Consider the following 14,272-nt stretch of genomic DNA (forward strand, 5'->3'; position numbering starts at 1 on the left):
TTCTTCGACGCCGCCGCCAGCCGCCGCAGATCGGCCGCCGAGAAATCCGTCCGCAGAGCAACCGCTGTCGCCATGGCGCGAATCCTCCCGCGCCGAGCGAATCACATCCGCCCGCTCCCCGGAATCCCCAGCGAGTCAGTCACAGAGGCCTTTGGTATAACTGGGCGCTCAGCGTCGTCGCGAAGTTTTTTTGAATGCTGTGATCGTCCCGGCGTCCTGCGCCGGATGGCGCGGCCGCGCGCTGATGTGGGAGAAGCCGAGCGCGTCGAGGATCCTTGCCGATCGTCCGCTCGTGGTACGCGATGCCGAAGCGCTCGGCGATCAGGCGTTTCAGATGGCCCCTGCGCCAGCGCACCACGCCATGCACGGCCCGGTCAGGGCCGGTCTCGACGATCTTTGCCAGCTCGGCTAGTTGGGCGGCGGTCAGCCGGGTGCTCGGGCCATTCGATGGGATGTCCAGAAGCCCGTCCGGCCCTTGGTGTTGAACCGATGCACCCAGTCGCGCAGCGTCTGCCGGTCCTTGCCGCCGATCCTGGCCGCCTCCGTCCGGTTCATGCCATCCCGAACCGCCGCCAGCGACAACAGCCGTCGGCTCTGGTTGGCGTTCTTCGATGCCGCTGCCACGCCGCAGATCGGCCGCCGAGAAATCCGTCCGCAGAGCAACCGCTGTCGCCATGGCGCGAATCCTCCCGCCCCGAGCGAATCACAATCAGCCTCGCTCCGGAATTCCCAGCGAGTCAGCCACAGAGGCTTTTGGTATGATGAGGCCTGTGCGTGGGTTGCAAAATCGACTGATTTTCGCAGTTTTCGCTGTCGACCGCGGAGATGAGGCCGATCGGCGGGCGTGGTGGCGCGCAGGCTCGCTGGTTCGGCTCGGATGGTCATTACGATCCACATCGACTTCGCCGCCGTGGCGGTGTCACGTCCGCCCGATTGGGTCAGGCGACGATCGTGATGGTCATCGCCCGTTTCAGATTATAGGCGATGGCGGTGAGGTGGATTTGGAGCGTTGCCTTGGCCATTCCGCACTATCGCATGCGACGCAGTCCATAGCTGCGCTTCCACGTCCCGAAGATCTTCTCGATCCTTTGCCTGATCGGTGGATCGGCCGGTTCCAGGCGTCGAGCCGGGCGAGAGTCTCGGCCTCGTCGCGACCCCACATGCTGGTCGCAGCGATCCGTGGCGTGCCGCCCTTGGCGCGAACGGCGTCACCGCAGTGGCGTCCTCTGTAGGCACTGTCGGCGAAGACTTCACCCGGATCGTCCGGCACGGCCGCGGGACCGGCTTTGCTGTCGGCGACATTGGCCGAAGTCACGGCGATCTGTTCGACGAGACTGGTGTCCGCACCGTCCCTGACATGCGCCTTGAACCCGTGCACGGCCGGCCTGCCGCGGCGCCCGACCCATCGCGCCTCGCCGTCTTGTTTGCTCGTCGACTCGATGATGGTCGCATTGACCAGCGTCCCGGTCTTCACCGTGATCGTCTTCGCGGCGAGTTGATCCGTGATCGTCGCGAACAGCGTTCGCTCCAGTCCATGTATCGCGAGCGCTTTGCGGAACCGGACGAAGGCTGTTCGCTCCGGTGTGGGCTCACTGCCCGAAAACCAACAGAAGCGCCGGAACGAGGCGCGATCGTCCAGGGCCTCGGCGAGCTTGATGTCGGACAAGTCGTACCAGACCGCGATCAGCAGCGCCTTGAATAGGGCCAGCGGCGGCGACGCCGGCTCTCCCTTTGCTGCGCACGAGATCACGTCGAGGTCTCGCGCGATTGGAACCCAGTCGATAACCGCCTCCAACGCGTCGAGTGACGACCGGCCGCGACTTGGTCCAGAACCGAATTGAAGCGTCTCCTGACCGATCCGCCGCCGTGACATCGCCCACTCCCGATCCGCTCTGCGGATCAGCGAGTCAGAAATTCGATGGTCGTCCAGAGCTATCCGCACACATACCGCAACTGCGACTCGATGGTGGACATCGCGGCCCCCGCTTGGTCGCGCCGCTCCGAACGCATCACTCGGCCGTCCCACCGTCAACCGCCACCATCCACGGCTTCCGCCACCCAGCCCAGCCCGGAAAGGCAAGCCTTAATCACCATGGTTCGCCCGTGAAGCTCACCTTCACGCACCAGCGCGGCGAGCCCTCCGGCGCCCTGGCGGAAGTCGACCGGCCGGGTCGCGACCATCACCCGCACCGCTCCGGTCGCGCCGATCACGGCGGCATCCTCAACGCGCGGATCACCGTCTCCACTTTCCCGGAATCTACGCCAGTGCCGAGCCCTTGGGTCAGTGTACGACGCGTACCGCAAGCCAATTTAGTACGGACTCCAGCGTCGTCACGGCCCCACCGTCTCGGCGTAAATCGCCAGCGTCTGCGCAACGATGCGGTCCTGGGCGAACTCCGCTTCGACCCGGGCGCGGCCGCGTTGTCCCATCGCGGCGCGCCGAGGCGGGGCGGCGAGCAGGCCGCCGATCGCGGCGGCGAGACCGGCGATGTCGCCGGGCCGCACTAGCACGCCATTGTCACCATGGGCGACGATTTCGCGGCAGCCGGCGACGTCGTAGGCGACGATGGCGCAGCCGGCGGCGGCGGCCTCGATCAGGATCCTGGGAATGCCCTCGCCATAGGTGGTTGGCAGGCAGACGATCGCGCTGCGCGCCAGGATCTCCGGCATGTCGTCGCGATGGCCCCACCAGGCGACGACGCCGTCGCGGTCGTAGGTCTGCAGTTCGGCCTCGGGTATCGCGTGCGGATTGCCGACATCGGGCGACCCGAGCAGCACGAAGCGAGTCTCCACGTCGCCGGCGCGGCGGAGCTGGGTCGCCGCCGCAACGAAATCGGCGATGCCCTTGTCGCGGATCATCCGCGAAGCCAGCACCACCAGCGGCGGCGCCTCCTCCCGATGCGGCATCGGATAAAGCGACGGATCGACGCCGGAGCCCTTGATTAGCCGCAGATGCGCCGGCTCGACGCCGATCGCGTCGGTCATCACCCGGGCGTCGTCGGAGTTCTGCACGATCGTCAGGGTTCGCGGCCGGTTCAGCGCTGGCGCCAGCAGCCGCCGGATCGCCGGGCGCAGCACCCGCGCCTTCAGGCTGCGCGACGAGAACACGAAGCCGAGGCCGGCGAGATTGTTGACGACGCTGCGGACGCCGGCGATCCGCGCCGCCATCGAGCCGTACAGCACCGGCTTCATCGCGATGTGGTGGACGATGTCCGGACGATGCGTCCGATAGATCCCGACCAGTTCGGCGATCGCACTGAGTTCGCTGAACGGGTTGCGGCCAGTGCGGCGCATCTTCGTCAGGTCGATCACCGCGAAGCCCTCGCGCCGGATCGTCTCGGCCTTGTCGGCGAGCCGCGTCGCCACCAGCACCTCGTAGCCGGCGTCGCGCGCCGCGCGCGCCAGTGGCAGCCGGTGCGAGACGAAGTACCAGTCCTCGGTGACGACGAACATCAGCCTTTGCTGGTTCGACGGCGGCTTCAGCATCGCGGCTACACCGGCCGCATCACGACGCGGATCTCGCACACCATGAAATCCTCGTCGGCGAAGAGTGCGAATTGCGGCGCCATCCGGTCGCGCGGCAGCGGCAGCGACGGCCAGCGCTGCTGCCCGATCACGTCAACGGAGAAGCCTTCGGCTTGCATCAGGCCGATCATCTCGCGCGGGCGAATCCGGTTGGTGTAGAAGCCGCTGTCGCGGAACTTCGGCTGTTCCCAGATCTCGTCGGGGAAACGCAGATTGTTGAGGCCGCCGCCGAGATGATCGCGGAAGTCGATGCTGTGCACGCCGATCGCGCCCGGCTTCATCACCCGGCGCAATTCGCGCATCAACAGCGAAAAGTCCGCGCGATAGACGTGCTCTAGCACGACCTGCGACCAGGTGAAATCGATCGACGCGTCGGGAATCTCCGCCATCGAGCGGGTCCCTTCGGTCAGGTACACGATGTTGGCCTGCTGCATCGCCTGCGCCAACGTGTCGGCCGAGATGGCGGGCAGCGGTCTGCCGCGCGCGGCCAGCAGATCGCGCAGGTCGCGAACGCCCTCGATGCCTGTCTCAGCGAATGGACCCGCATCCAGCAGCCAGGCCCTGCCGGCGCCGAAGCCGCGCGCGACGAAGCCGGACAGCACCGAGTCGCCCGGGCCGAGTTCGAGGCAGTGAAAACCCGCCGGCGGGTCGGCGCGGGTCGTCGCGTCGGCGAAGTGGCTCTCGAACGCCGAGATCGCACGCTCGGGGACCATCATCTCGCCGTGGCGGAAGATGCCGAGCTTCTTCCAGAAACCGTAGGGCACTGGAAGCCGGGCGAGGCCGAGCTTGGCTCCCATTTTCACCCACCAGGGCAGTTGCGACATCACACCCATTGCCGCGCCCTCTGGAGCCAGGAATCGAACATCAGCACCGTCCAGAGCTGCCCACCGCGGTCGATCCGGCCGTCGAGGTGTTCGCGCCAGGTGGCGTCGATCGCGGCGCGGTCGAACAGGTCGTGCGTCGGTCGATCGCTGTGCGACAGGTAGTTCGCCGCCCAGCCCTTCAGCGGCCCGCGCAGCCAGCTGTCGACCGGAATGCCGAAGCCCATCTTCGGCCGTTCGAACAGGCGGCGCGGAACATAGCGTTCGAGCAGGCGCTTGAGAATATACTTTCCAGAGCCGTCGCGGAACTTCATCGACAGCGGAATCTCCCAGGCGAATTCGACCAGCCGGTGATCGAGCAGCGGCACACGCGCCTCGAGGCCGACCCGCATGGTGGCGCGATCTACCTTGGTGAGGATGTCGTCGACCAGATAGGTGCTGGTGTCCCACGCCATCTGCTGCGCGGCCGAGGGAATCCCGGAGACCTCGACCGGCGGCGGCAGCAGCGCCTCGGCGATGCCGCCCGCGCCCGACGCCAGCACGGCTTCCGGATGCGGCCATTGCGAGATCAGTCGGCTCTGTAGGTGGTACAGCGTCGGCGCCGCCAGCACCGAGGCGATCTTCTGCATCTTCTGGCCCGGTAGCGCCGGCCGCAGCCGCGGCGGCAGCGCCGGTCCTAACAGCCGGAACGCGGAGTCCCACGTGGCCGGCGAGGCGGCGTTGATGCCCGCCGCCGCCAGGCTGCGCAGCGGCCGCGGGATCCGGTTCAGCTTGTCCCAGTAGTTGGAGACGAAGGTGTAGCGGTTGTAGCCGCCGAACAGCTCGTCGCCGCCGTCGCCGGACAGGCTGACGGTGACGCGCTGCCGCGCCAGCTGGGCGACCAGGTAGGTTGGGATCTGCGAGATGTCGGCGAACGGCTCGTCGTAGATGTCGGGCAGCGACGGAATCACCGCCAGCGCGTCCTGCTCGGAGACGTAAAGCTCGGTGTGATCGGTCTTCAGATGCGCGGCAACCTCGGCGGCGTGGGTCGCCTCGTTATAGGCGGGGTCATCGAAGCCGATCGAGAATGTCTTGACCGGCTGGTTGCTGCCGGCCTGCATCAGCGCGGTGACGGTGCTGGAATCGATGCCGCCGGACAGGAATGCGCCGAGCGGCACGTCGGAGATCATGTGCTGCGACACGATCTCGCGCAGCCGCGCGTCGAGTTCGTCGAGCACGGCGGTCTCGTTGTGGCGCTGCCGGGCGAAGCCGCGGGCGACGGTCTCGCCGACCGACCAGTACGGCGTCGGTCCGGCCGTCCGGCCGTCGCGGAATGTCAGCACCGTCGCCGGCGGCAGCTTGTGCACGCCCTCGAAGATGCTGAGCGGGGAGGGCACGTAGCCGAGCCGCAGGAATTCGGACAGGCCGCGCAGCGAAATCTCCGGCAGGCTACCGCGCCACGCCACGATCGGGCGTAGCTCCGAGGCGAACGCCAGCGCGCCGTCGTTCACCGTGTAGTAAAGCGGCTTGATGCCGATGCGGTCGCGGGCGAGCGACAGCGTCCGCTCCTGCTTGTCCCACATCGCCAGCGCAAACATCCCGGCGAGCCGCGACAGCGTCTTCTCCAGCCCCCAAAGCTGGCAGCCGGCGACGATGACTTCGGTGTCGGAATGGCCGGAGAAGCGATAACCGAGCCGGGTCAGCTCGTCCCGCAGCGGCAGGTAGTTGTAGATCTCGCCGTTGTAGGACAGCACGAAGCGGCCCGACGCCGACTGCATCGGCTGCGCTCCGAACGACGACAGGTCGATGATCGACAGTCGGCGGTGGCCGAGGCCGACCTCCCCATCGTCCGCGATCCACAGGCCCTCGCCGTCGGGACCGCGATGGGCGAGTGCGTCGGTCATCCGCTTCAGGACGGTGCGGTCGACCGGCGCGTGCCGCGCGGCGGTGGCTCCGGCGATCCCGCACATCAGGCGCCCTCGCCTGGGCGGCGCGGCGTCACGCCGCGCAGGATCGGCGAGAACTGCGCGGCGATCGTCGCCCAGCTCAGCACCTCGGCGGCGTGGCGCCGCGCGCCTTTGCCGCAACGCTGCCGCAGCGCGGCGTCGTCGACCAGCCGGGTCACCGCGGCGGCGATCGCCTCCGGCGTCGCGGCGTCGGCGACAATGCCGGTCTGTTCGTGCAACACCTGCTCGGCGAGGCCTCCGACCGGCGTTACCACGGCGGGGATTCCCGCCGCCCCGGAGGTGACCAGCACGCCCGACTGGCTGGCGCCGCGATACGGCGCGACCACGATGTCGATGTCGCGGAACACCGCGCCGACTTCCTCTTCGGGAATCCAGCGGATATCGAGATCGACATCGGCGAGGCCGGCGAGCTGGGCCTGATACGGGCCGATGTCGCCGGGGCCGGCGATCCGCAGCGCGACGTTCTTGCCGGCCTGCTTCAGCATCCGGTAGGCGTCGAGCAGCAGGTCGAGGCCCTTGTAGGGCATCAGCCGGCCGAAGAACAAAAGCTGCAGCTGACGGTTCGCGGCCGTGGCCGACGCAGCGGTGACGCTGTCCGCATAGGGAAACACCCCGAGCGGGATCACCCAGACCCGGTCGGATGGAAAGTGGTTGACCTCGGTGACGAGCTTCCGGGTGTGCTCGGTGAGCGCGACGATGCCGTCGCTCTCGGCGATCTCGCGGTCGAGCATCCGTTTGCGGATCGGCACGTCGTCGCCGGGATGCGGCAGCGCGTCGTGAAGCACGAACACGAATGCGACGTCGCGCGGCCGGCGCCACAGCACCGGCACGTCCCACAGGTGGCTCATGGTGCAGACGACGACGGAAATGCCCTGCTCGCGGACGTAGCGCCAGAACCGGCTGCGCACCAGCGGCAGCCGCAGCAGCGCCATCGCGGCGGAGGGGATGTCGGTGTAGGTGTCGATGTGGAAGCCGGGCAAGCCGAGCGCGTCGAGCTCGGTGAAGATGTCGCCTTGCCGCGACAGCGATAGATGCAGCTCGAGCGCGGGATCGTGGCGCAGTTCCTTGACCAGCTCGTAAGTGTAGCGCACGCCGCCGCCGCGCCGGCCCCAGTGCCAGATCAGTACCTTGCGGCGGCCGGTCGCCGGGGCGGTCGCAGCCGGTATCGGCGCTGTCGCTGCGGTCACGTCTTGGTCCCGCAATACACGCTGTGAATGCACAGCGGCACCAGCAACGGTTCAATGCGGAGCGTCTCCAGGAGGTTGGCGACGCCGACCAGCGCCGGCTTCGACGCCAGCGCGGTCGGGATCAGCCGGAACAGTCGCGAGCCGCCCTCGATGCCGTGCGATGCGAAGCTGCTGGCGATCGCGCCGCCGCTGACCAGCCGCTCGTTGCCGTAGATGAAATGCTCGCCGGTCGCCTTGTCGGTCTTTTCGATGATGGTGTTGAAGCCACGGATCCGAAACATCTTGTACTGGATCGCCGGATTCCAGGCGTTCGGCTCGACGATCACCACCTTGCCGCCGGGCGCCAGCAGCGCCGCGATCTTGGCGACGATCTTGTCGCGCGGTTCGAGGTGATGGAACGTGTCTTTCATGTAGATCAGGTCGTACTGATCGGCGGGCAGATCGAGCAGGTTGATGCGCCGGATATCGACATTGAGATCGTCGCCGCCGAAGCTGCTTCTGACGTGACCGGTGAGCTTGCGCGCCGCGTCGGTCCATTCCGACTTGACGTCGATGCCGGTGACGGTCGCGCCCTTCAGCGCCAGCCAGTGCAGATCGGCGCCGATGCCGCAGCCGATCTCCAGCACGCGCAGGCCCGGACGGACCAGCGCGACGATATCCGACAACCGGCGGTCGTAGGTGCGCCACAGATAGTCGGCGGAATTGGTCAGCGCATAGTACTGCGGATAGTTGGCGCGGAACGGAATCTCGTCCGGCGCCGTGCGCAGACACCATTGGAAGAACGCCGCCGGTGTGGTCAGCACTGCCGCTTCGGGGGAACTCATCTGGAATCCATATTCCCGGTGTGGTGTCGCGGGGCGCATCGCCTCGCTGCCGGCCCGCATGTCCCGGTTCCTGTCTATTCCGGCAAACCTATAAAGCCAATCGTCCGGACCAACAAGCTGCCGCCGGCCCGGCGGTCGGCGCCGATGCGCCGGGACGACGGCCCGGCCGGACGGAACCGGGCTCAGAGCTTCGGCGTCACCGCCCGGCAGTCGAACATCGCGGTGGTGCCGAACAGTTTGCCATTGCCGTAGAGAAAATCGATCGAAACGATCTCGAAGCCGGCGAGCCCGAGAAAGTACCGCACCAGATGATGGTTCGGAATGAAGATGTGCTGGTCGTGCAGCGGATGGTTGTCGTTCCAGTTCGGGCCGAAGAACCCGCTGAACCGGCCGCCGAGCGCGTAGCCGACGATGCTGCGCCAGTTGTGGACGTTGGGAAAGGTCAGGATCAGCTGCCCGCCTGGCTTGGCGAGCCGTCGCAGCTGAGTCAGGAACTCGAACGGATTGACTAGGTGCTCCAGCACTTCGGTGGCAGTCATGACATCGAAGGTCGCGCCGTCGAGCTGATCGGCCCAGCCCGGGCGGCTGAAATCGACGTTTTCGACCTTGGGAATGCTCGGCGGCACGTTGACCTGCCAGCCGACCCCGGTCAGCCGGGTGTAGCCGAGCTCGGCGAGCCGGCCGAGCAATTCGCCTTCGCCGCAGCCGATATCGGCGATCGCGACACCGCGATCCTTGGCGAATTCCAGGATCCGGCCGCTGACGCCGGTGCGGATGGCAAGACTATTGGGATCGTTCATGCGGACCGCATCTTCCACCAGACCCGGCGAAATGCCGTGATCAGCGCGACCGCCGGTGCGGGCATGCCGTGTTTGTGCAACACCCGGCCGAATTCGCGCATGCTGAGATCGAGATTAGTGGCGGAGATGCCGGATTGCCGCATCACAGTCATTTCCACCGGAATGTGGTTGGCCGGATAGTTTTCCACCAGCCGCAGGATCATGTCGTGGTCGGCGGCGACGCGAAAGCTGGTGTCGTACTCGCCGACCGCCCTATACTGCCGCGCCGATACGATCAGCGACGGATGCGGCAGATAGGCCGAGACGTACAGCGGCCATTTCCGGAACGGATAGCGTTGCGCTACCCGACTGCCGTCGTCGTCGGCGCGGATCAGGTCGCCGTAATTGACCGCATCCTCGACCAAGCTCGGCATCACCCGGCTGAGGACGTCGTCGGAGGCGTAGTAATCGTCGGAATTCAAGATATGGATCCAGCGCCCGCGCGAGCGCCGGATGCCCTTGTTCATCGCATCGTAGATGCCGGCGTCGCGTTCCGATACCCAGCACACCGAATCGCCCGCGGCCTTGAGGATGTCGAGCGTGCCGTCGGTGGAGCCGCCATCGACCACCACGTGCTCGAAATCCCGCCAACTCTGCCGGCGCACGCTACGCAGCGTGTCCTCCAACGTTGCCTCGCTATTGTAAGTGACGGTGACGATCGAGAGAGTCGGTGGGCGGTTTTCTTGATTGCTGGCCGGCGATTGCGGCTCTACCTCGACTAGCATGTTGTTCCGATACGATTCGCCACGGCTGGGTGCGAGGCCATCGCTTCGAGACGGCCAATTTATAATTATTTATTTTGCACCTTGGTTGTCTCGATGTCAAAGGAGCACTGGGGTCCGTACTCAGTTGCGCTTGCGACGCGAGGCGCTGACTGATTTCAAAGGCCCCCCCGCCGGGGAGCACGGAGCTCTTGATGAGCAAACAGCTTGACTGGCTAATCGATTTCGAGTGGGCAGCAGATCGAGCCCCACCTGCCGCATAGATGTAAGTGGCGCGAAAGTCCCACGTGTCGGCAACGGAGCGGCCCGTCTACGCCTCAGCGGCGCGTGCCGAAGCGGATGGCATCCAGTACTGACGGATGGCTCCACACACATCGGGATGTCGCGGTGTGCTTCGCAATGTTCGTGTCGGGCTCCAGGCGTCCGTCGGCGAGGAAGCGCACGAGCCCGTCCCAGTGGCCGAGCGCGTACTTCACCGCGTTCGCCTGCCCCGACCCGGACGAGAGCTCGCCGAACCGGGCCCACGTCGTGGACAGCTCGTCGATCCGCCGCATCAGGGCGAGGTCATTGTCGTTGGCCGGGCGCTCGGGCCGATAGACGCTCGACCGCGCCACCCCGAGCAGGGCACATTGCCGCCGGATCGACAGCTTCTCGTTGCCGCGATCGAGCATCTCTCGCCGGGCCGCCGCGCTCATCTGCCGGACCTGCTGGCAGAAAATTCCCGCTCCACAGTCAATTAGCTGATCTTCGCGTACAGGTCGTCGACCTTCTTCTGCGCGACCTTCTCGTCGTCCTCACCCACGTTTGGGTGGAACGCCCGAGCCTCATTTTCCAGAAGCTGCTTCTTCCAGGCATAAATCTGGTTCGGATGAACCTCATAGCGATGCGCCAACTCGGCCAACGTCGCCTGCTCGCGGATCGCCTCCAGCACAATCTTCGCCTTCAGCCCCGCGTCGATTTTCCGTCTCGTTCTCTTCGTCATCGCCTGCTCCGTCTACCAAAACGGAGCGACCGATTTCTAACTCACGCCCTGGTCCTAAATCCGGGGGCCACTTCAGTCTACGGCGTCGGATGAAGACTGCCTCATGGCGTTCACCGACTTCAGCATCGAAACGCTGTCCGTGCTCATACGGATGCACAATGAGAATCCCGGACTGCTCGGCCCTTGAAAGCCCCTGGCGGCCAACTCCGTGTGGATACTTCCACGCCGCATCAGTCTCGCCGGCAGCGACCTACACTCGCACCCCGGTCGGAAACGGGATCATCGCGGCACCAGCGTCTCGATGATCGCCGCCGCAAGTTCGTGGGGCGCTGTCGCCGCAATGCGAACCCGAATGGTCGCACCGAACTCGATCTCCACCGCGGGCGCCGATGCCGTCAGTCGCTCGCCCGCCTCCGGCGCGACCACAACCGCGGCGAAACCCGACACGGCGTTCCGAAGCTCGTTCCGCCAGCGATAAATCTGTCCCGGTACAACGTCCCGCAGTCCTGCGACCGCGCTCACCGAGGCGCCCAGCGCAACAGCTTCCGCAACGATCAACCGCTTTTCCTCCAAGCTCCATCGTCGCCGCCGCTCAGGCCCCGACAAAACTTCAAAACGGCTCATCGCACCCTCTTTTGCACCGGCGCAAGCGACAATGCTCGCATTCGATGCCAGAGTGATCGAATCAGCCCCTCGCCCACAAGGCGGCCGCTATCGATGGATACGATCTTCCTGCGCTGCGTTGACGTCTAGGGACGATTCGTGCTCGGTCCGCCGCGCCCCGGACCTGAGACCGCGCGTTCCTGCGCAAAAGAACACCACGACATCCCGATGTATGTGGAAGCCATCCGTCAATACTGGATGCCAATCCGCTTCGGAACGGGCCGTTGAAGCGCCGGCGGTCCGCTCCCCTGCCGAAACGTGAGGTATTCGCGCCGCTTACGGTCCACCTCGACGAGTCGCCCACACCGTTGCCAAAGGGGCACACGCCGTCCTGCTGCTCGACCGCACCGGCTGACACACTATGCCGCTCCCACGGTCCCGAAGAACGTGAGCTTGCTGTTCCTGTCGTCGCGCTCGCCGGAGCTCAACCCGGTCGAGAACTCTGGCAGTACCTGCGGGCTACTGGCTCTCCAACCCAAGTCACCATTTCGACCAAATCCACGCATGAACCTTATTTACAAACCATTAGATATCCACTATTTGGCGGCGCGCGTCTTCTAAGGCCTCCGCTCGTATCCAATCATACGTCAATCGAAGCCCCTCTTGTAGCGAATTTCTGGCCTTCCATCCAAGCATCTCAATTTGTTCGGTGCTAAATCGACGAAACCGAACCCCAGTCGGCCCCTCTATAAAGCGCGGCTTAACTACTTTTTCTGCAATCCTTGCAATAATATCCACTAGATCGCTAATCGTTATATATTCGCGCGTCCCAACATTTACTGGGGCGCTCACATCTGATCTCATAATGGAGATAATTGCTTCTACAGCATCTTCGATAAAAATAAAATTACGCACTGCCGATCCGTCCCCGAACACCTTGATCGTCTCACCGTCATTTGCAAGAGCGATTTTCCGACAGAGTGCGGCGAGTGAGTTCTCGCGACCGCCTTTCCATTCATTCCCCGGACCATAGCAGTTCTGAAACCTGCCTATGCGCACGGCCGCGCCAAATCGTTTTTGAAAAGCCGACACGACGCGCTCAGAAAATAGCTTTTCCCAACCATAGTCATTGTCGGGCATTGCCGGATAAGCGCCTTCTTCGCGAAGCTCCGCCTCCATCCTTGACATATCGCGATACACGGCGACAGAAGATGGGAAGAAGTAGCGAGAAACATGCGCAGCCGCTGCTGCGTTGATCATATTTAAATTAATAAGCGCGTTAGTGGTTAATACCAGGTATTCTTCGGACTCAATAAACTCTATTCCACCCATTTTCCCTGCAAGTTGATAAACTTCTTTTGGCGAATAGTTGCCCACTCGTAACGCTCGCGCGCAATCAATTGGGTCGCGCAGGTCGAGCAATAAGTAGTCGTCAGCAGCCGTTCTTTCGTAGGCTGGGAATTTTACATCGACCCCCCTCACCCAATAGCCGTCGGCTTTGAGGCGTTTAACCAAATAACCTCCTATGAAGCCGCCGGCTCCACAAACCACAGCAATGTCTCTCATTGATCTCTCACGCTCGGGCTTGATAGGGATCAGCTATACTGGTTCGAATTTCTCGGCCGCCTGCTTTATACGGATTGACTTGCCGGACACAGCATCGATCCGAGTTAAGGCCTACCTCAGAAGCCGCGAGCCTGCGCCGAGGTTAGGCGCATTTGCACGTAATCGAGCTGTGCGGTGATGATGTTGGGGTTTGAGATAACGAGGTGGCGGACGTCATCCCTGAGCGCTAGCGCCGACCCCCTAGTTCCTCCGGCATGTCGTTGATGCGGTCGCGGGCGGCCTTGTGTCATCTATGCGGGTTTGTTGCTGTCGAACCCCTCGACACCCGGGCCAAGGTCTCGCAAATGCGAAAGCGTTCGGTTGGCCGACATAGCCAAAGCCGATTACAGCGATTTTTCGCATTATATGTCACCTCTGTCTGGCCAGAACTGAACAATCTTAGCCGATATCGCACCGGTGCTGCAAACGTCAGTTCTGTGAGCGATCGACGCGCGACTCGACAGGCCCTCAAGCAACTTATACCAACGGCCCTTATGATCGACCGATGTGCGCCCATGCTCGCATTCCGATCGAGGTGATGGCCTCCGGCTGGGCGACGAGACGGCGCCAGGCGTCGCAGGCGGCGTCGACGATGTCTTCGTAGGTGTCGAAGACGCGGTTTGCGAGCCAGTTGCCGCGCAGGAACTGCCAGACGTTCTCGACCGGGTTGAGCTCGGGCGAGCGCGACGGCAGGAACAGCAAGGTCATGTTCTCCGGCACCTTCAGCGCGGGCGTGGTGTGCCAGCCGGCGCGGTCGAGCAACAGGACGGCGTGTGCCCATTGGCGACGATGCGGGCGATCTCGTCGAGGTTGACCTGCATGGCCTCGGTGTCGGCGGCCGGCATGGCACCGCGGCACCGGTGCCGCGCGCCGGGCAGATGGCCCCGAACAGCCAGGCGTTCTCGTAGCGCTGGTCGGCGGGCTGTCGCGGCCGCGTGCCACTCCGCGCCCACATGCGCACGATGCCGTTCTTCTGGCCGATGCGCGCCTCGTCTTGGAACCAGATCTCGGCCGGCTTGCGGTCGGCGACACCGGCGAACTGGGCGCTCAGCGTCGCCGCGAAGCTTTTTTGAACGCCGCGATCGTTCCGGCGTCCTGCGCCGGGTGGCGCGAGCGCGCGCTGATGTGGGAGAAGCCGAGCGCGTCGAGGATCCTTGCCGATCGTCCGCTCGTGGTACGCGATGCCGAAGCGCTCGGCGATCAGGCGTTTCAGATGGC

Annotated in this window: 13 protein-coding genes and 2 pseudogenes; all 15 read right to left on the reverse strand. The window is 64.7% G+C overall.

Annotated features, from left to right (window positions below; genetic code table 11):
* Positions 1 to 174 precede the first annotated feature (174 nt).
* A pseudogene (locus tag CCR97_RS32585) lies at positions 175 to 676 on the reverse strand (winged helix-turn-helix domain-containing protein); the annotation flags it as partial.
* Between the two features lie 294 nt (positions 677 to 970).
* Positions 971 to 1,873 carry a transposase gene (locus CCR97_RS27795; RefSeq protein WP_201160085.1) on the reverse strand — a complete coding sequence of 301 codons (903 nt, stop codon included), beginning with the start codon at positions 1,871 to 1,873 and terminating at the stop codon, positions 971 to 973.
* A gap of 155 nt (positions 1,874 to 2,028) precedes the next feature.
* Positions 2,029 to 2,211 (reverse strand): hypothetical protein, encoded by a 183-nt coding sequence (locus tag CCR97_RS32590; RefSeq protein ID WP_111357400.1) that lies wholly within the window; start codon positions 2,209 to 2,211, stop codon positions 2,029 to 2,031.
* A 120-nt stretch (positions 2,212 to 2,331) separates the two neighbouring features.
* Entirely contained in the window at positions 2,332 to 3,486 is a 1,155-nt protein-coding gene (locus CCR97_RS27805; RefSeq protein ID WP_111357401.1) for a glycosyltransferase family 4 protein, read from the reverse strand.
* A gap of 5 nt (positions 3,487 to 3,491) precedes the next feature.
* Positions 3,492 to 4,358: a methyltransferase domain-containing protein gene (locus CCR97_RS27810; RefSeq protein ID WP_111357402.1), complete on the reverse strand. Its 867-nt coding sequence runs from the start codon at positions 4,356 to 4,358 to the stop codon at positions 3,492 to 3,494.
* Positions 4,349 to 6,295: an asparagine synthase (glutamine-hydrolyzing) gene (gene asnB / locus CCR97_RS27815; protein WP_111357403.1), complete on the reverse strand. Its 1,947-nt coding sequence runs from the start codon at positions 6,293 to 6,295 to the stop codon at positions 4,349 to 4,351. The genes CCR97_RS27810 and asnB overlap by 10 nt, the downstream gene beginning before the upstream one ends.
* On the reverse strand, positions 6,295 to 7,479 hold the full coding sequence (locus CCR97_RS27820; protein WP_170145843.1) for a glycosyltransferase family 4 protein: 1,185 nt from the start codon (positions 7,477 to 7,479) through the stop codon (positions 6,295 to 6,297). The genes asnB and CCR97_RS27820 overlap by 1 nt, the downstream gene beginning before the upstream one ends.
* Positions 7,476 to 8,303, reverse strand: a complete 828-nt coding sequence (locus CCR97_RS27825; protein ID WP_170145844.1) for a class I SAM-dependent methyltransferase — start codon at positions 8,301 to 8,303, stop codon at positions 7,476 to 7,478. Before CCR97_RS27825 ends, CCR97_RS27820 begins: the two co-directional genes overlap by 4 nt.
* A gap of 182 nt (positions 8,304 to 8,485) precedes the next feature.
* Positions 8,486 to 9,103 (reverse strand): class I SAM-dependent methyltransferase, encoded by a 618-nt coding sequence (locus CCR97_RS27830; protein ID WP_111357406.1) that lies wholly within the window; start codon positions 9,101 to 9,103, stop codon positions 8,486 to 8,488.
* A complete protein-coding gene (locus CCR97_RS27835; protein ID WP_111357407.1) occupies positions 9,100 to 9,867 on the reverse strand; it encodes a glycosyltransferase family 2 protein in 768 nt (255 codons plus the stop codon). Before CCR97_RS27835 ends, CCR97_RS27830 begins: the two co-directional genes overlap by 4 nt.
* Before the next feature lie 314 nt (positions 9,868 to 10,181).
* Positions 10,182 to 10,559, reverse strand: a complete 378-nt coding sequence (locus CCR97_RS27840; protein ID WP_111357408.1) for an IS66 family transposase — start codon at positions 10,557 to 10,559, stop codon at positions 10,182 to 10,184.
* 41 nt (positions 10,560 to 10,600) lie between these two features.
* Positions 10,601 to 10,846 (reverse strand): transposase, encoded by a 246-nt coding sequence (locus tag CCR97_RS27845; RefSeq protein WP_111357409.1) that lies wholly within the window; start codon positions 10,844 to 10,846, stop codon positions 10,601 to 10,603.
* 279 nt (positions 10,847 to 11,125) lie between these two features.
* A complete protein-coding gene (locus CCR97_RS27850; RefSeq protein WP_111357410.1) occupies positions 11,126 to 11,470 on the reverse strand; it encodes a transposase in 345 nt (114 codons plus the stop codon).
* A 564-nt stretch (positions 11,471 to 12,034) separates the two neighbouring features.
* Positions 12,035 to 13,015, reverse strand: coding sequence for an NAD-dependent epimerase/dehydratase family protein (locus tag CCR97_RS27855; RefSeq protein WP_111357411.1), 981 nt, complete (start codon positions 13,013 to 13,015; stop codon positions 12,035 to 12,037).
* Between the two features lie 531 nt (positions 13,016 to 13,546).
* Positions 13,547 to 14,272: pseudogene (locus CCR97_RS31935) on the reverse strand (IS630 family transposase); the annotation flags it as partial.

This window comes from Rhodoplanes elegans (genome assembly GCF_016653355.1).
In the GTDB taxonomy this organism is placed as follows: domain Bacteria; phylum Pseudomonadota; class Alphaproteobacteria; order Rhizobiales; family Xanthobacteraceae; genus Rhodoplanes; species Rhodoplanes elegans.

Coding starts and splice junctions, on each gene's coding strand:
- CCR97_RS27855 (WP_111357411.1), bottom strand. CDS start 13,015: ATGAGAGACATTGCTGTGGTTTGTGGAGCCGGCGGCTTCATAGGAGGT.
- CCR97_RS27845 (WP_111357409.1), bottom strand. CDS start 10,846: ATGACGAAGAGAACGAGACGGAAAATCGACGCGGGGCTGAAGGCGAAG.
- CCR97_RS27810 (WP_111357402.1), bottom strand. CDS start 4,358: ATGGGTGTGATGTCGCAACTGCCCTGGTGGGTGAAAATGGGAGCCAAG.
- CCR97_RS27795 (WP_201160085.1), bottom strand. CDS start 1,873: ATGTCACGGCGGCGGATCGGTCAGGAGACGCTTCAATTCGGTTCTGGA.
- asnB (WP_111357403.1), bottom strand. CDS start 6,295: ATGTGCGGGATCGCCGGAGCCACCGCCGCGCGGCACGCGCCGGTCGAC.
- CCR97_RS27830 (WP_111357406.1), bottom strand. CDS start 9,103: ATGAACGATCCCAATAGTCTTGCCATCCGCACCGGCGTCAGCGGCCGG.
- CCR97_RS27805 (WP_111357401.1), bottom strand. CDS start 3,486: ATGCTGAAGCCGCCGTCGAACCAGCAAAGGCTGATGTTCGTCGTCACC.
- CCR97_RS27825 (WP_170145844.1), bottom strand. CDS start 8,303: ATGAGTTCCCCCGAAGCGGCAGTGCTGACCACACCGGCGGCGTTCTTC.
- CCR97_RS27835 (WP_111357407.1), bottom strand. CDS start 9,867: ATGCTAGTCGAGGTAGAGCCGCAATCGCCGGCCAGCAATCAAGAAAAC.
- CCR97_RS27840 (WP_111357408.1), bottom strand. CDS start 10,559: ATGAGCGCGGCGGCCCGGCGAGAGATGCTCGATCGCGGCAACGAGAAG.
- CCR97_RS27850 (WP_111357410.1), bottom strand. CDS start 11,470: ATGAGCCGTTTTGAAGTTTTGTCGGGGCCTGAGCGGCGGCGACGATGG.